The 22,833-nt window shown below is 73.6% G+C and carries 21 protein-coding genes; 6 read left to right on the forward strand and 15 right to left on the reverse strand.

From position 1 onward, the window contains the following. Positions 1-14: 14 nt before the first annotated feature. The 7 genes from ACWCHM_RS07465 to ACWCHM_RS07495 are packed head-to-tail and all read right to left on the reverse strand — an operon-like array spanning position 15 to position 9,712. Positions 15-839 carry an ABC transporter permease gene (locus ACWCHM_RS07465; RefSeq protein WP_204961735.1) on the reverse strand — a complete coding sequence of 275 codons (825 nt, stop codon included), beginning with the start codon at positions 837-839 and terminating at the stop codon, positions 15-17. Continuing rightward, positions 836-1,603, reverse strand: coding sequence for an ABC transporter ATP-binding protein (locus ACWCHM_RS07470; RefSeq protein ID WP_204961736.1), 768 nt, complete (start codon positions 1,601-1,603; stop codon positions 836-838). The genes ACWCHM_RS07465 and ACWCHM_RS07470 overlap by 4 nt, the downstream gene beginning before the upstream one ends. Next, positions 1,596-2,240 (reverse strand): HAD family hydrolase, encoded by a 645-nt coding sequence (locus ACWCHM_RS07475; protein WP_204961737.1) that lies wholly within the window; start codon positions 2,238-2,240, stop codon positions 1,596-1,598. The genes ACWCHM_RS07470 and ACWCHM_RS07475 overlap by 8 nt, the downstream gene beginning before the upstream one ends. 1 nt (position 2,241) lies before the next feature. After that, positions 2,242-3,699: a hypothetical protein gene (locus tag ACWCHM_RS07480; protein ID WP_454221841.1), complete on the reverse strand. Its 1,458-nt coding sequence runs from the start codon at positions 3,697-3,699 to the stop codon at positions 2,242-2,244. After that, positions 3,696-5,870 carry an ROK family protein gene (locus ACWCHM_RS07485; RefSeq protein ID WP_204961739.1) on the reverse strand — a complete coding sequence of 725 codons (2,175 nt, stop codon included), beginning with the start codon at positions 5,868-5,870 and terminating at the stop codon, positions 3,696-3,698. The genes ACWCHM_RS07480 and ACWCHM_RS07485 overlap by 4 nt, the downstream gene beginning before the upstream one ends. Before the next feature lie 28 nt (positions 5,871-5,898). Next, the gene (locus ACWCHM_RS07490; protein WP_454221842.1) at positions 5,899-8,211 is read right to left on the reverse strand and encodes a 3-dehydroquinate synthase family protein; all 2,313 of its coding nucleotides are present in this window, start codon (positions 8,209-8,211) and stop codon (positions 5,899-5,901) included. Positions 8,212-8,245: 34 nt separating this feature from the next. After that, entirely contained in the window at positions 8,246-9,712 is a 1,467-nt protein-coding gene (locus ACWCHM_RS07495) for a glycoside hydrolase family 5 protein (protein WP_204961741.1), read from the reverse strand. A gap of 492 nt (positions 9,713-10,204) precedes the next feature. Here ACWCHM_RS07495 and ACWCHM_RS07500 point away from each other — a divergent pair, with 492 nt between their 5' ends. After that, positions 10,205-10,882, forward strand: coding sequence for a response regulator (locus tag ACWCHM_RS07500; protein WP_281896196.1), 678 nt, complete (start codon positions 10,205-10,207; stop codon positions 10,880-10,882). Here the strand turns inward: ACWCHM_RS07500 and ACWCHM_RS07505 are convergent. Next, positions 10,861-11,754 (reverse strand): hypothetical protein, encoded by an 894-nt coding sequence (locus ACWCHM_RS07505; RefSeq protein ID WP_454221843.1) that lies wholly within the window; start codon positions 11,752-11,754, stop codon positions 10,861-10,863. The genes ACWCHM_RS07500 and ACWCHM_RS07505 overlap by 22 nt on opposite strands. Before the next feature lie 112 nt (positions 11,755-11,866). Continuing rightward, entirely contained in the window at positions 11,867-12,889 is a 1,023-nt protein-coding gene (locus ACWCHM_RS07510; protein WP_454221844.1) for a helix-turn-helix transcriptional regulator, read from the reverse strand. A gap of 52 nt (positions 12,890-12,941) precedes the next feature. Here ACWCHM_RS07510 and ACWCHM_RS07515 point away from each other — a divergent pair, with 52 nt between their 5' ends. From ACWCHM_RS07515 to ACWCHM_RS07525, 3 genes are all read left to right on the forward strand, one after another. Then, positions 12,942-13,625, forward strand: a complete 684-nt coding sequence (locus ACWCHM_RS07515; RefSeq protein WP_454221845.1) for an alpha/beta fold hydrolase — start codon at positions 12,942-12,944, stop codon at positions 13,623-13,625. Positions 13,626-13,815: 190 nt separating this feature from the next. Beyond that, complete coding sequence (locus tag ACWCHM_RS07520; RefSeq protein ID WP_281896204.1) at positions 13,816-14,190, forward strand: UBP-type zinc finger domain-containing protein; 375 nt, start codon at positions 13,816-13,818, stop codon at positions 14,188-14,190. Between the two features lie 59 nt (positions 14,191-14,249). Continuing rightward, a complete protein-coding gene (locus ACWCHM_RS07525; RefSeq protein WP_454221846.1) occupies positions 14,250-14,777 on the forward strand; it encodes a hypothetical protein in 528 nt (175 codons plus the stop codon). Positions 14,778-14,867: 90 nt separating this feature from the next. Here the strand turns inward: ACWCHM_RS07525 and ACWCHM_RS07530 are convergent, their stop codons facing one another. The 6 genes from ACWCHM_RS07530 to ACWCHM_RS07555 form a co-directional block, all read right to left on the reverse strand. Beyond that, a complete protein-coding gene (locus ACWCHM_RS07530) occupies positions 14,868-16,397 on the reverse strand; it encodes an RICIN domain-containing protein (RefSeq protein ID WP_454221847.1) in 1,530 nt (509 codons plus the stop codon). 205 nt (positions 16,398-16,602) lie between these two features. Beyond that, positions 16,603-17,085 carry a hypothetical protein gene (locus ACWCHM_RS07535; protein ID WP_454221848.1) on the reverse strand — a complete coding sequence of 161 codons (483 nt, stop codon included), beginning with the start codon at positions 17,083-17,085 and terminating at the stop codon, positions 16,603-16,605. Then, entirely contained in the window at positions 17,082-18,242 is a 1,161-nt protein-coding gene (locus ACWCHM_RS07540) for a molybdopterin-dependent oxidoreductase (RefSeq protein WP_454221849.1), read from the reverse strand. The genes ACWCHM_RS07535 and ACWCHM_RS07540 overlap by 4 nt, the downstream gene beginning before the upstream one ends. Then, positions 18,239-18,880 (reverse strand): methyltransferase domain-containing protein, encoded by a 642-nt coding sequence (locus ACWCHM_RS07545; protein WP_281896210.1) that lies wholly within the window; start codon positions 18,878-18,880, stop codon positions 18,239-18,241. Before ACWCHM_RS07545 ends, ACWCHM_RS07540 begins: the two co-directional genes overlap by 4 nt. Beyond that, positions 18,877-19,554 (reverse strand): TIGR04282 family arsenosugar biosynthesis glycosyltransferase, encoded by a 678-nt coding sequence (locus tag ACWCHM_RS07550; RefSeq protein ID WP_454221850.1) that lies wholly within the window; start codon positions 19,552-19,554, stop codon positions 18,877-18,879. The genes ACWCHM_RS07545 and ACWCHM_RS07550 overlap by 4 nt, the downstream gene beginning before the upstream one ends. Continuing rightward, the gene (locus ACWCHM_RS07555; RefSeq protein ID WP_204961749.1) at positions 19,551-20,210 is read right to left on the reverse strand and encodes a glycosyltransferase family 2 protein; all 660 of its coding nucleotides are present in this window, start codon (positions 20,208-20,210) and stop codon (positions 19,551-19,553) included. Before ACWCHM_RS07555 ends, ACWCHM_RS07550 begins: the two co-directional genes overlap by 4 nt. 143 nt (positions 20,211-20,353) lie before the next feature. Here ACWCHM_RS07555 and ACWCHM_RS07560 point away from each other — a divergent pair, with 143 nt between their 5' ends. Together ACWCHM_RS07560 and ACWCHM_RS07565 are read left to right on the forward strand one after the other, a co-directional pair. Beyond that, positions 20,354-21,406: an NAD-dependent epimerase/dehydratase family protein gene (locus tag ACWCHM_RS07560; protein WP_454221851.1), complete on the forward strand. Its 1,053-nt coding sequence runs from the start codon at positions 20,354-20,356 to the stop codon at positions 21,404-21,406. 98 nt (positions 21,407-21,504) lie between these two features. Next, on the forward strand, positions 21,505-22,812 hold the full coding sequence (locus tag ACWCHM_RS07565; RefSeq protein WP_454223038.1) for a hypothetical protein: 1,308 nt from the start codon (positions 21,505-21,507) through the stop codon (positions 22,810-22,812). Positions 22,813-22,833: the final 21 nt, after the last annotated feature.

Raw genomic sequence — 22,833 nt, forward strand, 5'->3', positions numbered from 1 at the left:
GCCGTCACCCACCCTCACTGGTAGCGGCTGACGAAGCCGCGCCGCTGGAACACCCACAGCGAGAACGTCGCGAACGCCAGCGCCGCCACCGCCAACGCCGTCGTGGCCAGGGCGGCCACGCCGATCTCGCCCCAGGGTGAGGGGTCACCGGTAGCCACCGCACGGGCCGCGCCGAAGGTGTACGTCGTCGGCAGCACCGCCGAGACCGGCCGGACCACCGCCGGCAACACCGACACCGGGTAGAACGCGCCGGACAGCGGCAGCACGATGAACAGCACCGTGAAGGCGAGTGTCTCGGTGCCCGAGCCGAGGATCATCACCACGCCCATCACGATCAACGCGATCGCCCAGCCGGTGAGCAACAGCAACGCCATCACCGGCACGATGGCGCCACCGGAGTCGCTGAGGTCGAAGCCGAACATGAGCGCCGCCGCCACGGACACCGCGGCGATGCCCACGCCGACCCGGATCAGTCCCTGCAGGGCCGCACCGGCCACCCACTCGACCGGACGCAGCGGCGTGGTGAGCAGGCTCGGCAGCTGCCGGGCGTAGATCTCCTCGAAGAAGCTGGCCGAGACGGCGATCTGGGACTGGTAGACGACGTGCCACATGACGATGCCGGCCACCACCGACAGCGCGGTACGGCCGGCCGCGTCACCGCCGGCACTGCGCACGTACATCGCGATCGAGCCGTACAGGAGCATGTCGAAGACCGGCCAGACGCCGATCTCCAGGAACCGGTGCGGGCTGCGTCGGGTCACGTACCAGTGCCGGACCACCACGGCGGCGATCCGGCGCAGCGCGCCACCCGTCGTCGCGGCCGTCGCCCCGGTGCTCACGAGGCCGCTCCGGCGTTGGTGGCCTTGCCGCCCGCGTTGGCCTCCTGGAGCCGCAGGTACACGTCCTCCAGGCTGGACTGCCCGAGTTGGGCGGCGATCGCCGCCAACGGCCCGTCGACCAGCACCCGACCGGCGGCCAGGAAGATCACCCGCTGGGCCATCCGCTCCACCTCGACCATGTTGTGGCTGGTTATCAGCAGTGCGGTGCCCTGTTCGCGGCACATGCCGAGCAGGCCGGTCCGCACCCGTAGCGCGACGTCGGGGTCGAGTGAGGCGGTGGGCTCGTCGAGCACCAGCAACGCGGGGGCGTGCATGGTCGCCTTGACCACACCGATCACGGTGCGTTGGCCACTGGAGAGGTCGCTGCCCCACCGGTCGGCCAGGCCGTCCATGTCGAACTGTCGCAGCCCGGCGCGGGCCTGCTCGCCCGGGTTCGCCGCGCCGTACAGGCGGGCGTACAGCGTCAGGAACTCCAGCACCCGCAGATGCGGGGGGAGCGGCAGATATCCGGAGGCGAACCCCACCCGGGCGAGCGCCGCCCGGCGGGCCCGGCGGGTGTGCTGACCCAGCAGCTCGATCGTTCCGGCGTCCGGCGCGACGGCACCGAGACAGCTCATCAGCGTGGTGGTCTTGCCCGCGCCGTTGGGCCCGACCAGCGCGACGCGCTCACCGGCGGCCACACTGAGGTCCACCCCGTCGACGGCGGTCACCTGCCGGAATCGTTTGCGCAGGCCGCGTACCCGCAGGGCCATCTCGTCAGTCATCCGTGACCTCCTCGTTCCGTGCCGTCCACAGCAGCTCACGCACCGCGGCGAGGGTCGGCGCGCACGCGTCGGCCCCGGCGAGCTGCGCCGGCGTGTGCGTGGTGCTGACCGCGAGGACCGTGCATCCGGCGTCCTTGGCCGCCCGTACGCCGTCGGGCGCGTCCTCGACCACGACGCAGCGTGCGGGGGCGACGCCCAGCCGACGGGCCGCGGTGAGATAGCCCTCGGGGGAGGGCTTGCCGTGCCGGACGTCCTCGTCGTAGACGGCGACTGCGGGCAGCGGTAGACCGGTCGAGCGGAAGCACTCGCCGACGAACCATCGGCTGCCGGAGGTCACGATGGCCCAGGGCACCCGTCGGCAGTCCCGCAGCAGCGGCACGGCCCCCGGCACCGGACGTACCTCGGCCATCCGTTGCCTGGTGAGACCGTCCAACGACAGCCGTTCGACCCGGGGATCGAGGTGCGGGGCGAACTCGCCGAGCACGTCGACGGTGCGCCGCCCGGACGTGCGGGCCAGCACCTGCTCCGGATCCAGTCCGTGGCCGGTCGCCCAACGGCTCCACACCTGCCGGAACAGCTCGCCGGTGTCGAGCAGCACGCCGTCGACGTCGAAGAGCACCGCTGCGGGAAGGGGCATCTCAGTCACCTCCGGCGACCGCTGCGGGGTGACCGCTGCGCCCGTGCCCGGTCGTCACCAGCAGGCTGCGTCCCGGCAGCGACCCGTGGGTGGCTGCGGCGATCGTGTGCAACGTCCGGGCGGCGGCGCGGACCGGCGGTGAGGCGTCGGTGTCGGTGTCGGTGGTGGCGATCAGCACCGCGACGGTCGGATCGGCGTAAACGGCCTGGAAGGAGTGGTGGTTCCAGGCGCTACCCTCGTGCACCTCGCAGGGGCGTCCGGTGACTGCGGCGAACCGACCTGCGGACGGGAGGGTCCGCGCCGCGGCCGACCAGTATCCGACGACGTGCAGCCGGGTCAGCTCCGGATGCCGCGCCAGCCAGGTCGCGGCGAGGCCGGGCAGGTCGGCTGCGACGGCGGGCCGGTGGGACGGGCGGTCGGCACAGGCGTGCGCCAGGCGATCCTTGTAGGCGCGCACGTTCGGATGGTCGACGACGTCGAGGCCCGCGCGGATGCCGACACAGGCGACGAACACCCCGGCGGCGTAGAGCCCTTCGATCAGCGCGGGCAGGTCACGACGCAGCCCACCGAGGTCGAGCACGACATCGGGCGGGACGGAGCCGACGTCGTCGGCTGTCACCTCGACCGTGGGCCGGAAGTCGTCGGTCTTTCCCCCGAGCACCTGCCGCCCGAGTTGCAGCAGCCAGTTCCGCAGCCCCGGCCCGCCCCAGGACGGCACGACGATCCGTATCCTCGGGGCGCCCTGCGTCGGCACCGCCATTGCCCTGCGGGCCGCGGCGAGGCCGATCCGGTGACAGCGGGCCACGAGACGCGGATACGCGGCGGCGAGCGCGGCGGCGTCCAGGACGGCGGCGGCGGTCAGGAAGGCGGTGGACAGCGGGGCACCGAGCATCGCCACCTGGTCGGGGACACCGCGTGGGGACAACGCGAACGCGTCCGGGGGCGCCCCCTCGTCCCGCAGCCAGACGAGTCGTCCGCCACCGCCCGGTGGTACCGCCCCGGCCAGCAGCCGGGTCTCCAGCGTCGTCCCGGAGCCGGACACCGCGAGGACCCCGCGCGGCGTCCCGGCGCGCGGGTCCAGGACGCGCCCGATCGCGGCCGGGTCGAGGCTGTCCAGCGGGGTCAGGCCGGCGGATCCGCCGATCGTCTCGATCAGCGCCCGGGCGGCGAAACACCAGCCGCCGGTGCCCAACAGCACCACCTCCGCCCCGTCCGGCACGCCGAGGGCGGCCCGGACGGCGGCGACGCCGCTGTCGACCACGGGCCACGGCGGCGGCGAGACCCAGCCCAGCCGCGCCGAACCCGCAACCGTGCAGCGGTCGGCCACGGCGCGTGCCGCGCCCGCCCGCGAGCCCGCCGCGGCGGCGCGCAGCGCGGACCAGAGTTCGTCGGCGTCGAGTCCGGCGAGGCCGACCCCGCTGCCGCGTACCGGCCCGGCCGGGGACGGGTGGCCGGTCACGACGCCGCTTGCAGGTGGGGGAGCGCGGTGCCGTCGACCGCGCGTACCGACCGGCCGGGCAGCGTCAGGTCCACCACCACCCGCAGGGTCGGATCACCGTTCACCCGACCGGTCGCCGCGAGACCGTCGAGGACCGACGGCGCGGCGTCGAGCGACACCACGTGGCTGACCAACGGACCGAGGCGCAGCCCGTCCGGGCCGGCACACAGGTCCAGCGCTTCCCGGTACTCCTCGGCCGAGGCGCCCCGCGAGCCGAGCAACGTGCTGGTGCGTCCACCCGGCAACCGGACCGTGCGCCGTTGTCCGGACCGGATCGGGTGGGTCGGCACCGCGTCGCCCCCGGGCAGGTGAACGGTGTCGCCGGGCAGGAAACCCCCGAACAGGTGGACGGTGGCATCGTCGGCCATCGCGGGCCAGAGGCCCGTCAACAGGTCGGGTCCGCCGCCGGAGACGCACACCACGACCGTGTCGACGCCGGCCCCGCCGGTGGCGTCCAGCACCGCCGTGGGCAGTCCGGCGGACAGGGGCAGGCAGTCCTCGTCGGGCAGCACACCACGGTCGACGGCCAGGCGCAGCCGGTCGCCGCCGCGATTGGCCAGCAGCACACGTTCCGCACCCCACCGGCGCGCCAGCAGCACGTGTAGCAGGCCGGAGATCCCGCCGCCGATCACCAGCACCCGCCCGCCGCGTCCCCGGTCGCGGGCCAACCGCAGGGAGCGCACCGCGCACGCGAGCGGCTCCAGCAGCACCCACTCGGCCCGCCCCTCATCCGGCAGCCGCACCGCCTGGCCCCGCTCGGCGAGGGCGCCGTCCCACACCGCGATCTCCCGCAGGACTCCGGGCTGGTTGTGGCCGATCTTGTCGTGGTCGTCGTGGGGGTGGTTCGGGTTGACCCCGATGACCTGGCCCGGGGCGACGGCGTGCACGGCCGATCCGACCTCGACGACCTGGGCGACGCACTCGTGGCCGAGCACACCGGGCTCGCATCCGCGTTCGCCGCGCAGCATCTGCAGGTCGGTGCCACAGATGCCGGCATAGGCCACGCGGGCCAGGAACTGCTCACGGCCGCAGCGTGGCCGGGGCCGCGAGTGCACCCGGGTGGTCGGTTCACCGACCGGCTTACGCAGTTCGCGGTACTGGTCGCGGCGGGCGGCCAGGAACTCCGCCATGCCGAGGAGACTGTCGTCGTCGTCCTGCGACGGGCACACCAACGCGGCCACGTCCGCCGCGGACCATCCGGTGAACCAGCCGCCCTGTGGCAGCAGTTCGTCGAGGTTGGCGCGCAGCGCGGCGTACCAGGGTGTGCCCACCCCGTTGGCGAATCCGCCCATCACCACGAAGCGCCGCAACCCGAGCAGCGCCGACATGTGCAACAGTTGCGCGGCGAGCGGGCGGGTGGACACCCGGAGCACGGCGGCGGTGAACTCGTCGCCGCTGCCGGCGACGCGGGCGAGATCACGACTGGTCAGGTGTTCCGGGACGCCTCCGGCGCAGGCGGACAGCTTCGAGTCGCGCCACCGCTGCGGCCAGGCCCCGGCGAGCAGCGCCACGAGCCGCATGGTGGCCGGCCCCGAGACGTACGAACAGAGGTCGCTGGTGTTGCCGCACTCGCACCACGGCGTGCCCGCGCCGAGGAGCCCGGCCGGCGGGTCGACCCGGACGTGGCCGACCTCGCCGCCCAACCCGTCCGCGTCGAGGAGCAGTTTGCGGTCGACCGGCAGGGCATCGTCGAAGACCTTGACCGCGACTCCGGTGCTGACGGTGACCAGGCCGAACCGCCCCAGTGCCCGGTACCGCCAGGCGGCGGCGGCGATGTCGTTCGCCACCGTGATGGTGGCCCACGGCAGCCGGGTGGCCAGGGCTCCGCAAAGGTCGAAGCCGTCGCTCGACTCGTGCCACAGCATGGACGCGTTGCGGATCCGGCCCGTGGCGTCGACGGTGGCCCCGACCGCGATTCCGACCTCGCGCAGCTGACCCGGCGTCGCGTCCCGCAGGCGGGTCACCGCCCCGGCGATCCGGTCCAGGTGCTCGTCGCGGATCGAGCCGCCCGGCGACGGCTTCGGGGTGGCGAACCGTACCACCTCGGTCAGCCGGCGTCCGCCGGCGAAGGCTCCGATCCGCGTCGTGGTGCCACCCATGTCGACACAGATCACGGGATCGGTCAGCGACATCACCGTTGTCCTCCTTCGCGCGGGTTCGTCACCGCGCCGGCTCCTGGGCCCTGACCGCGAGCGCCGTACAGGCCTCCGCGACCAGATCGGCACTGATCTCGTCAATCGAATCGATGAAGTCGCCGACGCCGATGCGGCGCGGCACCACGAGGTGCAGCGCCCCGGCCTTGTGCGGCACCACCTCCCCGTGCAGTCGCCGCCAGAGCGCGGCCGGGTCGCACACCGGACTCCACAGCGCGAGGCCGCTGCGGCGTAGCAGCACCAACAGCCGGTCGAGGTCGTCGTGGTCCAGGTAGCCGATCAGGAACGCCAGGTACGACGAGAGCGCCATGCCGATCGCGACCGCCTCGCCGTGGCGCAGCCGGTAGCCGGACATGGACTCCAGGGCGTGGCCGAACTCGTGACCGAAGTCGGGCAGCCGGCGCAGGTCCTCCTCCCACGGATTGGCAGCGAGTTGGTGGAGCATCGCCCGGGTCGCGCGGTCGAGGATCTCCCTCACCTGCGGGGTGTCGCGGGCCGCCAGCACGTCGGCGTGGTGCCGCTCGACCAGGGCGAACAGGTCGGCGTCGCAGACGACCGCTATCTTGATCACCTCGGCGAGGCCGCAGCGCAGCTCCGCCGGGGCCAGGGTGCGCAGGAATGCCACGTCGCGCAGGCAGGCGAGCGGCGGATGGTACGCGCCGACCAGGTTCTTGTGCCCGTTGAGGTTGACGCCCACCTTCAGGCCGACACCGGCGTCGATCATGCCGACGAGAGTGGTGGGCACCCGGATGTACGGGGTGTCGCCACGGTAGAGGTAGGCGGCGTAGCCGACGCTGTCCATCAGGGTGCCGCCGCCGATCACCAGCAGCCGGTCGTCCGGGCCCAGCCCGAGCCCTTCGGCGACCCGCAGCACGGTGGCCACCTGGGTCAGGTTCTTGGTGTGCTCGGTCGCGACGACCGGCAGCACGGTGAACCGGGCGAGGTGCCCGCGGTCCCGGAACCCGGACAACAGCCGCTGCACCCGGTCGACCTGGTCCGGCGCGTACGGGTCGACGACCGCCAGCAGTTGACAGCGCTCGGGCAGCAGGTCGGTCAGGGCGTCGGTGTGGGGTGTCAGCACGTCGTCGGTGAAGCGCACCGGGAAGTTGGCGGACACGTCGACCCGCAGCCGGGTGCCCAGCACCGGCCGGACACCGCGGCGCGGCGTCTGCGCCACCGCCGTGCCGCCCGGGGTCGACACCTCGTCCGGGGTCGACCCCCCGTCCGGGGCACCCGGTGTCGACGGGCCTGGCGTACCGCAGTCGTCCCCCCGGTCGCTGAGCAACCGGGCCAGGGTGTCCCGAGCCAGGGTCACCGACGCGCCACCGCCGTCCGTGCTGGGCAGCATCACCGCGACCGGGCCGTCGCCGGGCGCGGCGTTGGCAGCCCACCGCCGCGCCGTCGGGGCGTCCACCACGGTCGTGGCGCGGTGCAGACCCAGCCGCCGGGCCACCCCGTCGAGGGCGCTCACCACAGGTGCCGGCAGCCGCCCGAGTCGGCTGGCGACCCGGGCGGCGGTCAGCAACGACCAGGCGCGTCGTTCGGCTCCGGTCAGCGTGGTGGGGGCCAGCGGCAGCCATGCCTCGCCGATTCGCCACGCCGGGTGGCCCGTGTGGAACCGCCGGCACAGCCGGAGGACGGCGGCGAGCGCGTCGGCCTGGCAGCCCGTCACGTCGGCCCGCACCAACCGGTCGCGCAACCGCGCGTCGAGCAGCGCCAGCAGGAGCAGCGCGGCCGGTTCCGCCGGGCGCGCCAGCAACCCGTCCTCGTCGACGAGGACATGGGTACGGCGGGCCATCGCGGTGATCCCCTCCTCGTACAGGGATGCGCTCAGACCGTCCCGCAGGCAACTCAGCACGGCGGCCAGGTCCCCGTGGATGCGCATCGCCGCGGTGTGCCGCCGGAACGAGGCCGCCGCCACCGCCACCACCCGGCCGGTGCGCTCGCCCCCGAACGCGACCACCGCGTCGCGGCGTCCGAGCTGTGCCTTCACGGCGGCCTCGACGACGTAGCCGCAGGCACCCACCCCGGCGGCCCTGGGCTCACCGGCGGTCGCGTCCGCGTCGATGCAGTGGAAGTCGTCCAGGTCGCCCCGGCGGCGCGCGGCGCGTAGGTACTCGACCAGCAGTTCGCTGCGCTCACCGGCCACGTCGTCGCGGACCACGAGCAGCCGCCGGGCCGGCCCCCAGGCGTACGACAGCGTCGGGTTGTCCGGGGCGAAGAGGGCGGAGACGACGTCGAGCCGGAACCCGGCGGTCATGGTCGCCTGCAGTGCCGCCCCCGCCCCCACGGTCGGGGCGCTCGTTACCGCGTCAGGCATCGCCAGGCCTGCTTCCTCGTGTCCCGCGTCCTGGTCAGGCGGTGACGGCGGCGGACTGCGGACTGCGGGTCGCGATGTCACGCCGCAGCAGGTCGACCAGCGGCTGCCAGGGCTGGCAGTTCTCCAGTCGGAAGGACTGCATCATCTGGTCGATGTCGTCCTCGCCCATGCCGCGGAACAGCTCGCCGAACTGCGGAAGCAACGCCTCGGAGAAGAGGATCTGCAGGACCAGACGGCAGACCATGAACTCGCTCCCCCAGGGGTACGGGTTCCAGTCGGGACACTCCTGGGCCAGGGCCTGGTGGATGGGGCCGAGCACGTGGCCCATCTTCCGGCGGTCGCCACCCCAGAGGTCGACTGCCAGGCGTGCCTTCTTGTCCAGGATCGGCCGGATGCGCTCCAGGTACGGACCGTTCGCGGCGAGCCGTAGCGGGGCCGCGAATCCGACGTCCTTGTACGACCAGTACGTCCAGCTCGCGTTGTACTTGCGGAACACGTCGAGCTGGTCGCCGAGCAGCCGCAGGCGTTCCTCCTCCACGTCCGGCCACACCGCGTTGAACTCGCCGACGACGATGGGTGTGCCCGTCTCCCGCATGTAGGTGGTGCGGTGCAGGAAGCTGCGTTCGACCTCCGCCCGGTCCCAGTACGCCTCGTTCTCGGCCGCGGCGGCCAGCCCCCGGCCGGCGTCGAGCACGTGGATGGGTCGGTGCTTGCCCGGGTAGCGGCTGCCCGGGGTGTACCCCGGTGCCGGGTAGTCGTGCGGGCAGTAGACGGTGTTGGGCAACGGCTCGCCGAAGAAGTCGAAGTCGAGGGCGTACCGGTTGCCGTCGAGAAAGAGGATGTGGTCCTGGTCGATCTCCCGGATCGCCGCCACGAGGCGTTCGTAGAACGGGCCCACCTTCTCGGCGCTCGGGTCCGCCGGCTCGTTGATCGGGTTGTAACCGGCCACCCACGGATTGTTCCTGTACCGCGCGGCGATCGCCTGCCACAGGTTGACGACCCGATCCTGGAACGTCCGGTGCACCCAGAACTGGGAGGTGTGCGTGGGGTTGTCGCAGTGCCAGTCCTGGTGCTGCCATCCGGGGACGGTGTGCAGGTCGAGCACCGTGCGGATGCCCTGGGCGCCGCAGAGGTCGATCACCCGGTCGAGGTAGCGGAAGCCGTTCTCGTTGATCTCGAAAGGTGCGTCGTCGCTTTCCAGGTACTTGTAGCTGAACGGCAGGCGCACCATGTTGATGCCGAGGGAGGCGAGATAGGCCGCGTCGTCGGCGGTGAAGAAGTGTTCGAGGAAACGGTCGAAGAAGAAGTCCCGCAGCCCTGGCCCGAGTACCTGCCCGACCGCCGCCCGCTGTCCCTCCTCGTACGCCGGAAAGCCGGTAATCCAGTTCTCCATGTTGAGCCAGCCGGCGACGCCGATGCCGAATAGTGTTACGGGCGTGCCGCTGGAATCGACGATATTGGAACCGCTCACCTGCAGGAAGGACGCATTGCTGATGGACACCCGAACACCTCCGCCATTCGTGCCCGTGCTGCGCGACTGGCAGAACAGTAGCGAACTGACGTAGACCGACGCCAATATACGAAAGTAGTAGCCGACCCTACGACCAAAGCTGTAGCCGGTGGATCTGATGATCGTCGGGCGTGGTTCGTCGGCACTGTCCCGCTGCGCCGACGCTCGACCCGAATATTGCCTAATGTCCGTCCTCGTGCATCGGCGATTCAGCCGTCGACGCCGATGACCGTTGGGTGTTTTTTGGGTACTTTGGCTGGGAGCGCTTCCAGCGCATCCGATAAGTCGTGCTCAGGGTCCCTCCAGGAGGCTACGGGTGCCGAAAACTGTCGATAAAGCTCTGGATGTCCCGAGAAGTCAACTGACCCGGGAGAGCGACGCTCCTCTGTGGAGCGCACAGGCCGGAGGAAATGGTGGACGCCGGGGGGCCGACGTACCCGGGATCACGTCCGGGCCCGCCCTGGCGTCGGCCGGCGGACGGCGGTGAGCCGCCCCGCCAGCGAGCAGGTCACGGTCGCCCTCGCCGACGACCAGACCCTGTTCCGCGACGGGGTCCGCGAGATGCTCGCCAACAACCCGGGTCTGCGGGTCGTCGGTGAGGCGGCGCACGGCGACGCGGCCATCGCGCTCTGCGTCGAGCGGCAGCCGGACGTGCTCCTGCTCGACGTGGAGATCCCCGGCCCCGGCATCGTCGCGGTGCTGCGGCAGCTCCGCCGGTTGTGCCCGCGCACCCGGGCCGTCGTGCTCGCCATGCACGACGACGCCGACGTGGTGTACGAGGCGCTCGAATGCGGGGCGGTCGCCTACCTGGTCAAGACCATCCACCGGGCCGAACTGATCGCGGTGGTGGTCGCCGCTGCCGACGAGCCGGCAACCATCAGGTTGTCGGTGTCCCGGCGGACCGTCGAACGCCTGGTCAAGCAGCGGCGCATCCCCTACGAGGGCGAGCTGACCGAGCGGGAGCTGGAGGTCCTGCGGCTGACCGCCCAGGCCCTGAGCAACGCCCAGATCGCCACCCGGCTACGGATCACCGAGGCGACGGTCAAACGTCACCTGACCAACATCTACGGCAAGCTGGACGCCGTCTCCCGGGTCGACGCGGTACGCAAGGCCGCAGCCGCCTACCTGATCGAAGGAAATCAGGGCAGGTCCGCCAAGTGACCCCCGGCGTCGCCCAGCCACCGGTAGTAGCTCCACAGGTCGCCGTGCGGCAGTTCGACGCGGTCGCCCCGTTCGAGTTCCCACCACATGCCCGCCCAGTGCACCAGGAAGACCGGCGGCGATCCGGGCGTCACCAGCCGGCCGTCGCGTACGGGGCCGATCGGGTCGCCGGCCCACCGTTCCTGCGGGATGTCGCCAGGTGGGGGTTCACCCCCACCTTCCGCGCCGGCCAGCACCCGAAGGCTGGTGTACGGCCGACCCGACGTCACCATCAGATAGTTCAGCAGCGGCATCTCCAGCGTCACCAGCGCCATGTGCCCCGAAAGAGCCAGTGCGGCATCCATTCGGGGAAGCACCTCGGCGAACCGCAGGCACTCCTTGCGGGAGGCGATGAACTGGGTTCCGGCCGCATATTCTATCTGCTCGGCCGTCAGCGCCCCGGTCCCGTGGACGGATTGCTGCCACACCCATTTCGTGTTGGCCGGGACGTTCGAGGTGGTCGTCACGAAACCGTACGTGTCGAGAAGGTCGTAGGCGAAGCTCAGGTCGCGTAGCACGATCGTGTCCGTGTCCACGTAGACGAACTCGTCGTACCCACCCTCCCAGGCGGCCAGCTTTCGATAGTGCCCCTTGACCTCACCGTGGAACGCCCGGCTGATGTCGTCGCAGGCGGCCAGGACGGCCGGGTCACCCGACCAGACCGAGAAGTCGAAGCGGGACTGCAGCTTCAGCACGTCGTCGATATCGTCCGCAAACGGGATCAGGCACAACGGCAACGACTCGTGGTGGGCGCGAAAGCTGTTCAGGAAGGCGATTGCCCGATCCAGTACGTAGTCATTGGCCAGGAAGTAAACGCCGCGCCGGACGGTCATTTCGGAAACACCCGCCTCTCCCCACTACGGCATCAAACTAGCAGAGCGGGCAGGGGCGTTTCAGGTAGCGGATCGGCGTAGCCCGAATACCCAGTAGGTCGTACGCCACGTACTACCGCGGCGACCGGCGGGACCGGGGCCCGTCCGAACGGGTGGCGCGGTCGGTGACCACCGGTCGGGGGGTGTCCGCCACGGCGGCGGTGAGGCGGGCGGCGAGCGCGGCCACCGCGGCCCGCAGTTCGGGCCCCTCCTCCACGGTGAACCCGAACGGGACGGCGGCCAGCCACTCCCCGGCGTACATCCGGGCGTTGGTGGTGCTGCCGGTGAGCACGCAGCGCTCGCCGGCCGGCTCCAGCCGGCCCATCGTCGGTCCGACCCAGGGGGCCACCCGTTCGTAGGGTTCGTGGAAGACCACCCGGGTCGGGTACTTCCACCCGGAACCCAGGTGCGCCTCCAGGGTGGCGACGGGGTCGAGGTCGGCGGGCGGGGTGAACGGCCGGGCCAGGTGCCGCACCGCCCCGATCCGGTCGATGCGGAACGTGCGGACCGCGTCCGCCCGGTGCGAGTGGCACAGCAGGTACCAGCGGCCGTGACGCACCACCACCGCCCACGGGTCGACCTCGGCCTCCCACGACGTGCCCCGCTCGGTGGTGTAGCTGATGGCCACCCGGCGACGGTCGGCCACGGCGGTGACCAGCGCGCTGGTCGTGATCGGGTCGGCCTGCACCGCCCGCCGGTCGGCGGCGGCCGCCGCGTACGCGCGCAGCGCCGCCGCCTGCCGTCCGACGCTGTCGGGCAGCGCCCGGATGAGTTTGCTCAACGCGACGCCGACCAGCCCGTCGGCGTCGACCGCGGCCGGCTGCCCGTCGAGCACGGCCATCACCAGGCCGAGGACCTGCTCCTGGGTGAACACGACGGCCGGCAACCGCGCCGTCCGGCCGAGCCGGTAGCCCCCGTACGGCCCCCGGACGGACTCGACCGGGATGCCGGCCTCCCGCAGGACCTCGACGTAGCGGCGCGCGGCCCGCTCGGTCACGCCGAGGCCCGCGGCGAGCTGGGCGGCCGTCGTGCCGGGCCGGTCGCGCAGGATGTCGAGCGTCCGCAGGGCACGCGCGGTGGGGCTGACGTTCTCCACGCCCGGACGGTACCGGAAGGAAAACGTCCGGAACCCGTTCTAGGTTGACCGTATGACGGATGAACAGATCGTCCTCGTCGGTGGGCTCTGGCTCGACGCCCCGGTGTGGGACGGGGTGCTGGCCGAACTGGCCCGGCGTGGCCGGCACGCGGTGGCGGTACGCCTGCCCGGCCAGGGTGACGGGAAGACCACGGCGACGCTCGACGACCAGGTCGACGCGGTGCTGGCCGCCGTCGACGCGGCACCTGGCGGATCGCTGGTGGTGGGGCACTCGGCCGCCTGCTCCCTGGCCTGGCTGGCCGCCGACGCCCGTCCCTCGACGGTGCGCAGGGTGGTGCTGATCGGCGGGTTCCCCCCTGCCGACGGGGACTCCTACGCCGACTTCTTCCCGATCGAGGACGGCGTGATGCCCTTCCCCGGCTGGGCGCCCTTCGAGGGCCCGGACGCGGCCGACCTCGACGACCGGGCCCGGCGGGAGTTCGCCGACGCCGCCGTCCCGGTGCCCGAGGCCGTCGCCCGGGGGACCGTCCGGCTGACCGACACCCGGCGGTACGAGGTGCCGGTCGTGCTGGTCTGCCCCGAGTACTCCCCGGCCGATGCGCAGGCCCTGATCGACGCGGGTGACCTGCCCGAACTCGCCAAGGCCCGGCACGTCGACCTGGTCGACATCGATTCCGGGCACTGGCCGATGCTCAGCCGGCCGGTCGAACTGGCAGCCATCCTGGCCGATCTCTGACGGGTCCGGCGCGTACCCGGCGGACCCCGCCCGGCGCGACGGTGACCCGGCGGTACCGGGCGACGGTGAACGGGGGCGCACCGGTGCGGTCGGGTGACCCGGCCCGGGCGGGGTACGCGTGGGCGGCATCGGGACGGGACGCCGGCCCGGCGGTCCGGGTACCGTAGCCGGCGAGTCGAGAGGACACCGCGTGCAGGATCAACCCGAGCCGCTCACCGCGACCACGGTGGGGATCAGTCCGGCCACCCCGCCCAGCGGCCCCGGCTGCGTCGAGTGCGAGTCGTCCGGCGGGTGGTGGTTCCACCTGCGCCGCTGCGCGGCCTGCGGCCACGTCGGCTGCTGCGACTCCTCGCCCGGCCAGCACGCCACGGCGCACGCCACCAGCGAGGGGCATCCGGTGGTGCAGAGTTTCGAACCGGGCGAGGACTGGTTCTGGGACTACCCGGCCGACCAGTTCCACCCGCACGGCCCACAGTTGGCCCCGCCGCAGTCGCGTCCGTCCGACCAGCCGGCCCCCGGCCCCGAGGGTCGGGTGCCGCCGGACTGGAAGCGTCGACTGCACTAACGGGCACGCCTGGCGGGACGGCCCGTTTGACTCGGTGACCGGCCGGGCAGGACACCCCGGTGACCGTAGCCGACGAACCACCCACCATCGAGTTCCGTCGTTCCCACAGGCGTCTGGTCGCCGTCCTGGTGGTGAGCCTGTCGACGCTGGTGGTGGTGGCGGTGGTGGTCAACCTGGCCACCGGCGACCCGTGGTGGGACGGGCTGTGGACACCGGCGTGGATTCTGGCCCTCGGGCTACTGCGCGGGGTGGCTCCGCTGCCGTCCACCGGTCACCAGGCCCGGCTGCCGCTGCGGCTCACCCCGGACCACCTCGAGGTGACCGGCCCGGGGGAGCGCACCCTGGTCATCGGATGGTCGAACGTCGCCCGTGCGGAGATCACGGGGCGGCTGTACCCGGTCCTGGTGATCGAGCCGACCGACCCGGCGCGGACCGTCCCTGCGTTCGGCCGATGGGAGTGGGCGGTCGCCGGGCAGAGCCGGCCGTACGAGGTCCGGGTTCCCCTGGCCTACCTGAGCCCCGGCCGTGCCCTGCTGCGCCGGGAGTTGGCCCGCCGCCTGCCCGGCCCGGCCGCCGACGGCCGGTAGAGCCTGGTGCCCGGGTCGCGGGTCACCGGCCCACGGCAGGCCCGACGCCCGGCCGCCGCACCGGGGTCGGTGCGGCGACCGGACCGGTCGTCAGACGGCCGTACGGGACCACTGCTGGTTGGCGCCGCTGTTGCAGGTGTACTGCTTGAGCACCTGGCCGTCGGCGGTCGACGAGGCCGGCACGTCCACGCACTTGTTGCTGTGCCGGGCCCGGAGCTGGAAGTAGCTGCCGTTGGTGACCATCTGGAACTGCTGGTTGGTGCCGCTGCCGCAGGTGTACTGGATGAGTTCGGCGCCGTCGGCGGTGGAGGCGCTGGTCACGTCGAGGCACTTCCCGCTGTGCCGGCTCACGACGCGCCAGTAGCCGCTGCCCGCGTCGACGAACTGCCACTGCTGCCAGGCGTTGCCGGCGTAGGTGTACTGGCCGACCCGCGCCCCGTTGTCGGTGTTCGGCTGCTGGACGTCCATCGCCTTGCCGCTGTGCCGCACGGTGACCCGGTAGTACGTGCCGGTGCTCGGTGGCGGCGTGGTGGGGCCGTCGCCGACGGTGTCGCCCCACCCGTAGCGGACCCGGTCGGCCCCGGAGGGGTTACGGATGCTCAGGTTGAGGTCGGTGCCGCTGCCGCTGAGCGCGTACATCGAGTACCAGTCGTAGCCGATGGTGCCGGGCTTGCCGCCGAGAGCGGGCCAGTAGGTGCCGCCCATCTGGTTGTCCCGCATCACCTGGGCCATCGCCCGGATGTGCCGGACGAAGTTGTCGGTGCTGTTCGGGTCGGCGTAGTTGCGGCCGTCGTTCATCGGCGCGCCCCACTCGGTGGCGACGGCGCGGGAGGCGCAGTTGCCCAGCCGGGTCTGGATGTGGCTGCGGAAGGCGTCGTAGCTCATCTCGCTGTAGAAGAACGCGTAGTGGTGGAAGGAGAGCAGCGTCGCGTTGAACCGGCTGTCGTTGCAGATGTCCCGCAGGTCCTGGCTGAAGCCGGTGCCGCCGATGAGCACCCGGCCGGGCACCGCCGAGTAGTGGTAGCTGAGCCAGTTGGCGGCCACCGTGCGCCACTCCGCCGAGCTGTAGCCGTGCGGCTCGTTCATCGGTTCGAAGTAGACGTTGGGGTTGCTGCCGTACGTGTTGGTCACCGTGGACCACATCGCGTTCCAGGCGGCGAGGTTGGTGATCCGGCCACCGGAGGCGGCGCCGTCCTCCCAGTACGCCAGGATGACCTTGAACCCGCGTGCGGTGGCGGCGTCGATGGCCCCCCGGTACGCCTCCCACCACGCCGTACCGACCGTGTGCGTGTTGATCGGCAGCCGGACGGTGTTCACCCCCATGGTGGCGGCCATGTCGTCGTAGAGGGCGTTGGCCTTGGCCCGTACCGTCGCGTTGCTGTCGGAGGAGCTGAGGCCCTGCACGACGAGCGGACCGGTGCTGAAGTTGTCGCCCAGCACGGCCCAGTTCATGCCACGGAACCCGCTGGTGGCGGCGGCGGCCGGGGACGACACGACGACCGCGCCGCCGACCATCGCGGTCGCCACGGCGGTCAGCGTGACCAGCAGCCGGCGGAGCGGACGGTGTCGCCGCGACGCCGCCGAGGGTGACGTGGTCCGGGGCGGGGAGTGGTCGGTCACGTGATCGGGCCTCTCTGGTCGGGACATCGCGCCGATGTCGTCCGAGCGTGCCGGCGGCGGGCGACCACCGCTGTTAGCGTTAACATGAGCGGGTCGCGAAGGGTGTCCTGAATGTTGCCTGCGTGTTGCTGGCAAGTCTCACCGAACGCCCCCGGGGTGTCAAGCATCGACAAGTGTCGTTCGCGCTGCCGGGCGCGTGGTGCGATCAGGGTGGATCGACGCGCCCCGGCGGCCCCTCGTCGGCGGCCCGTGGCCGCGCCCCCGCTCCGCCCCGACCGGCCGTGCGGCGGCGGTGCCGCAACTCCACCGCCAGGCAGCCCACCGCCGTCGCGGCGGCGACGAGCAGCAGCACCACGACCAGGTTGCGGCCGTACGGCAGCGGCAGCACCGAAGGATCGTCAGACGGCCGGCCGAAGCCCAGCACCAGGGGCAGCGCCACGACGGTCAGCGCGGCGGCACCGACCGCCCCGGCCCGCACCACCGGCCGGTGCCGGCGCGGCACGAACCGGGCGAGCAGCGCCCCGACGGCCAGCAGCCCGGCCATCCAGACCACGTCGTGCCCGACCAGCACCCCGGCCAGGAACACCAGCACCCCCGTCGGGGCCAGCCCCGGGTCGGTCGACGCGCCCACCACGGCGTACCCGATGAGCAGGACGCCGGCCGCGACCAGCGCCACCCGGGTCCTCACTCCGCCTCCCGTACGACGAGCCGGCCGACCCACTTGGTCTGGAGCACACCCGGCCGGTTCGGGGCGATCAAGCGGGCCGGGTAGCCGTGGTCGGGATGCAGGGGCTCCCCGCCCAGCCGCAACGCGATCAGCGTCAACGGGTCACGTACGTGCGCCGGCCCGACCGTCGACGCCCGGTAACGGCCGGCCGCCTCCAACGACTCGACGCGGACGCTCGCCCGGTCCGGGTCCGCCCCGACCAGCGCGACCAGGTCCCGCAGCCGCACCCCGGTCCACCGCCCGGTCGCGCTCCACCCCTCCACACAGGCGACCGGCAGGTCGGCGGTGTGCTGCGGCAGGGCACGCAGCGCGGCGAGATCCAACCCGACCCGTCCACCCGGGCCCTCGACCACCAGCCGGTACGCCGGCTCCGCGACGTCCACCCCGGCCCGGCGGGCGGTCCGGTTCACCGGCAGCCCCTGCGGGCCCACGTCGGGCCGGCGCGGGGCGAGCACCGCCAGTCCGGACAGCGGCCGGACGGTCTGCCCGACCGTGGTCAGGGTGATCAGCCCGGCCGCGGCGGCCACCCCGGCGAGCAGCCCGCGCCGGCTGAGCCGCTCCTGCGGCGACCCACCGCCGGGGCGGGCCAGCGCGGCCCGGACCGCCGGCAACTGCACGCCGACGTGCACCAGCAGCGCACCCACCGCCAGCCAGGCCACCCGGTAGTGCCCGGCGGTGAAGAAGAACGGCATCGGCGCGTACCAGCGGGCGACGTTCAACACCCCGCCGACCACCTCGAACAGGGCTGCGGCGACCAGCACGCCGACGCTCACCCGTTCCAGCGCGTGGACGACCGAGCGCACCGGCGGCCAGCGGAACAGGTGGTGGTAGACCGACCACAGCTTGGCCCCGAGCAGCGGCACCGTGGCCAGCCCGGTCGCCACGTGCAGCCCCTGGGTGAACCGGTAGAGCCCCACCGGCCGTGCCGGCCACCGGAACCAGCCAGGCGGGTGCTGGATCAGGTGACTGAGCAGCCCGGTGAGGAAACAGACGGCGAACGCCACCCCGAGCGCGACACCGAGCTGGCTGGTCAGCCGGGTCGACCGCAGCGGGGACGGGAACCGGTCGGGGGTCACCGGCGGGGCCGGCCGCCGTGGCACCATCGGCCGGCCGCTCACCCGGGGCCGAGGGTGGCGAACCACCGGCCCCCCTCGGTCCAGGTGTCGCGCACCCGCAGCGCCGTCGCCCCGGCCAGCGCCGCAAGACCGTCCAGGGGTACGCAGGCCCAGGGCAACGGACCGTCCGCACCGTCAGGCGTCCGCACCGTGGCCGTACCGGACCAGGCCGGGGTGCCCGGCGGCGCGAACTCGACGTGCAACCGGCCGTCGGGGGCCACCAGCCGCCGGCACCGGCGCAGCAGCCGGTACGGGTCACCGCCGATGCCCACGTTGCCGTCGGCCAGCAGCAGGTGCCGCCACCGCCCGGCACCCGGCACCGGCCCGAACACGTCCCGGCGCAGGGCCACCGCGCCGCGCCCCCGGGCCAACCGGACGGCGGTGGCGCTGACGTCGATGCCGAGCGCGGGCTGCCCGGCGTCGATCAGCGCACCGGTGAGCCGGCCCGGTCCACACCCGACGTCGAGGGTCGGGCCGGTGCACCGGGCCAGCAGCGACGCGTCCCCGGCGACGGCGTCCCGACACCACACCGCCGGATCGAACCGCAGCACCCCACCACCGGGATACCGGGCGGTGAACGCGGCGGGCACACCCGCCGCGGCCCGGTCGAACACGGCGTCGAACAGCGCCACCGCGTTCACCAGGCCACCGCCGTGGGCGACGGGACGTCGACGGCGACCGCGCGGGCGAACCGGCTGTCCGGTGGGCACAGCGCCGCCACCGCGTGCGCGTCGACGGCGGTGTCCACGTCCCGCAGCCGGGGCAGCAGGTGCACCCGCAGACCCCGGTGGCGCAACGCCGCCAGGGTGCGCGCGCCGGTGCTCGCCACCGAGGTGGGCACCGTCCGCAGCGCCGTGGCGTGGCCGGGATCGCGCAGCCCCAGCGTCCACCAGCCGCCGTCGTCGGCCGGTCCGAGCACCGCGTCCGGCCCGTCCGCCCGGCCGAGCAGGTGCCGCGCGGTGTCCAGGTGCACGGCGGTGAGCTGCGGGGTGTCCATGCCGACCAGCAGGGTCGCCGCGCCCGCCACCCGGGTGTCGGCGAACGCGTGGGCGAGGCGGTCGGCGAGCGGGCCACCCCGCTGGGCGAGCCGCTCCCAGCCGGGCGGGGCCGGCAGGTCACCGTCGACGACCAGCACCCGGGCGTCGGCGGTGGCGGTGGCGACGGTGTCGAGGGTGTCGGCCAGGGCCGCCGCGGCGACCCGGGCGGCCTGCGCCGGGGTGCAGGGCGGGCAGAGCCGCGTCTTGACCCGGCCGGGCACCGGCGTCTTGGCCAGCACCAGCACCTGGAGGGCGGGCGGCCGGCGGTGGACGTTCACCGGGCCAGCACCGTGCCCATGTCCCGCACGGCGCGGGCGGTGCCGAGCACGGTGCCGGTCACCTTCGACCGGGTGCCGGCCGCCCGGGGGTGGTAGTCGACGTCGACCTCCAGCACCCGCCAGCCCGCCCGACCGGCCGCGATCAGCAACTCCAGCGGGTAACCGAAGCGGCGGTCCCGCAACCCCAGCGCCAGCAGGTCGTCGCGGCGCACGGCCCGGATCGGCCCGATGTCGTGCACGTCGAGGCCGGTGGTGCGGCGCAGCCGGTGGGCCAGCACGGCGTTGCCGACCCGGGCGTGCCACGGCCACACCCCGCGTCCCGTCGGCCGCCGCCGGCCGGTGCCCAGGTGCGCCGCGCCGGACCGGACCGGATCGGCCAGCCGGGGCAGCTGAGCCGGATCGAACGAGCCGTCGGCGTCCAGCACGCACACCACCCCGTCGACCGGGTCGGCGGCCAGCACCCCGGCGTGCACGGCCGCGCCGTACCCGGGCTCGGCCACGCTGATCACCTCGGCCCCGCAGGCCCGGGCCACCGCAGCCGACCCGTCGGTCGAGCCGTTGTCCACCACGATCGGCCGGTAGCCGGCCGGCATCCGGGCCAGCAGGTCGGGCAGGGCCGGGGCCTCGTCGCGGCAGGGAAGAACCACATCGGTCATGCAGCGGGACGCTAGGGCACCACCGGCCCGGAAATTCTTACCTGACGATGACGGATCCCCGCCCGCCGCCGCAGTTCTTACGAACCACTGACGGCTGGTCGCCGTCGCGGCGCGACGCCGGTCGCCGGCCCTACCGTCGGCGGGTGACCCACGTACTCGTCACCGGCGGCGCCGGTTTCATCGGCACCCATGTGGTGACCGCCCTGCACGATGCCGGCCACCGGGTGACCGTGGTGGACTCCGGACACCCCGGCGCGCACCGTAGGCCGCTGCCGGACACCGTGGCGGGCGCACCGCTCGTCCGGCTCGACGTCCGCGACCGGCCCGCCCTCGCCGCCGTCCTGGCCGACGGGGTCGACGCGGTGGTGCACCAGGCCGCCATGGTGGGCCTCGGCGTCGACCTGGACGACCTGCCCGAGTACGTCGGCTGTAACGACCTCGGCACCGCCGTGCTGCTCGCCGCGATGGCCCGGGCGGGCGTGCACCGGCTGGTGCTGGCCAGCTCCATGGTGGTCTACGGCGAGGGCGCGTACACCTGCGCCGGGCACGGTCCGGTGCGCCCCGCGCCGCGAACCGTCGCCGACCTGGCCGCCGGCCGGTACGACCCGACCTGCCCGCGGTGCGGCACCACGCTCACCCCCGGGCTGGTCGACGAGGACGATCCGCTCGACCCGCGCAGCGGGTACGCCGCCAGCAAGGCCGCCCAGGAGCACCTGACCGCCGCGTGGGCCCGGCAGACCGGTGGCGCGGTGGTGGCGCTGCGGTACCACAACGTCTACGGGCCGGGGATGCCCCGCGACACCCCGTACAGCGGGGTCGCGGCGATCTTCCGGTCCGCGCTGGAGGCCGGCCGGGCACCCCGGGTCTTCGAGGACGGCGGCCAGCGGCGCGACTTCGTGCACGTCCGGGACGTGGCGGCGGCCAACCTCGCCGGGCTGGACGCGACCGGCACCGGCACCGGCTGGCGGGCGTACAACGTGGCCTCCGGCCGGCCGGTCACCATCGCCGACGTCGCCACGGAGCTGGCCCGCGCCGCCGACGGACCGCCGCCCGTGGTCACCGGCGAGTTCCGGCTCGGCGACGTGCGGCACGTGGTCGCCTCGCCCACCCGGGCGGAGACCGAACTCGGGTTCCGGGCCGCCGTGGGACTCGCCGAGGGGATCGCCGAGTTCGCCCACGCCCCGCTGCGCGGGTGAGCGCCACCCCCGGCAACCGTCCGGCTCCGCCCGAGGGCGCAGGAGGACTCCGAACGGAGCCGGACGGTGGTCCGCGCCGTCGCCCGCCGCGCGCCGACGTGATCGCCGCCGCTGCCGCCGTCGGCCTGTTCGCGGTGGCCGCCGTCACCGGCGGGGTGCTCTACCTGCTGGGCCGCCCGGTGCACGCCAGCGCCGCGCCGCTGTTCGCGCAGTGGCTGCCGCACGTCGGCCTCGGCACCCCGGCGGCCCTGCTGCTGGCCGCGCTGGTCTGCTGGCACGGGCCGGCGGTGGCCGCCCGGCTGCCCTGGCGACCGCTGCTCGCGCTCGGCTACGCCACCGCCGTGGCCTGGACGCTGTCGCTGGCCCTGGTCGACGGCTGGCAGCGCGGCGTCGCCGGCCGGCTGGCCACCCGCTACGAATACCTGCACGAGGTCCCCGGCGTCACCGACGTCCCCGCCATGCTCGCCGGTTTCGCCGGCCGCATCCTCGACGGGCAACCGGACTCGTGGACCACCCACGTCTCCGGCCACCCGCCGGGGGCGCTGCTCGTCTTCGTCGGGCTCGACCGGGTCGGGCTGCGCGGCGGCGGCTGGGCGGGAATGCTGTGCATCCTGGTGGCGGGCCTTGTCGCCGTCGCCGTGCCGCACACCGTACGGCTGCTCGGTACCGAGGCGGCGGCCCGCGCGGTCCTGCCGTTCGTGGTGTTGTTCCCCGGGGCGGTGTGGGCCGGGGTGTCGGCCGACGGGCTGTTCGCCGGGGTGACCGCCACCGGGATCGCCCTGCTGGCCCACGGCGTCACCCGGGGCCGCGCGGTGGCGGCCCTCGCCGGTGGGGCCCTGTTGGCGTCCGGTTGTTACCTGTCGTACGGGCTGGTGCTGATGGGCCCGCTCGCGCTGGCGGTCGTCGTGCTGGCCGACCGGCACCGCCGCACCGTGGGGTGGGCGTTCGTCGGGGCGCTGCCGGTCGTCGCCGGGTTCACCGCCGCCGGATTCTGGTGGCCGACCGGCTACCACCTGGTCGTCGAACGCTACTACCAGGGGGTCGCCGCCGACCGGGCGTACGGCTACTGGGTCTGGGCCGACCTGGCGCTGGTCGTGGTGGCCGCCGGCCCGGTGGCGGCGGTGATCCTGCGGCGGACGGTGCGGGCCGGGTGGCGGGCCGTCGTGCTGCGGCTGCCGGACCCCGAACGCGCCGCCTGGCTGCTGCCGATGGCCGCCACGGCGGTGATCGTCGCGGCGGACCTGTCCGGTTACAGCAAGGCCGAGGTGGAACGCATCTGGCTGCCGTTCACCGTCTGGCTGACGGCAGGTGCTTCTCTGATCCCCGCGGCCGACCGGCGCGGGTGGCTCCTGGTGCAGGCGGCGGTGGCGCTCACGGTCAACCACCTGCTGCTGACCGGCTGGTAGTCCACCGCCTGCTCTCGACGG

The sequence above is a fragment of the Micromonospora sp. SCSIO 07396 genome (assembly GCF_053667945.1).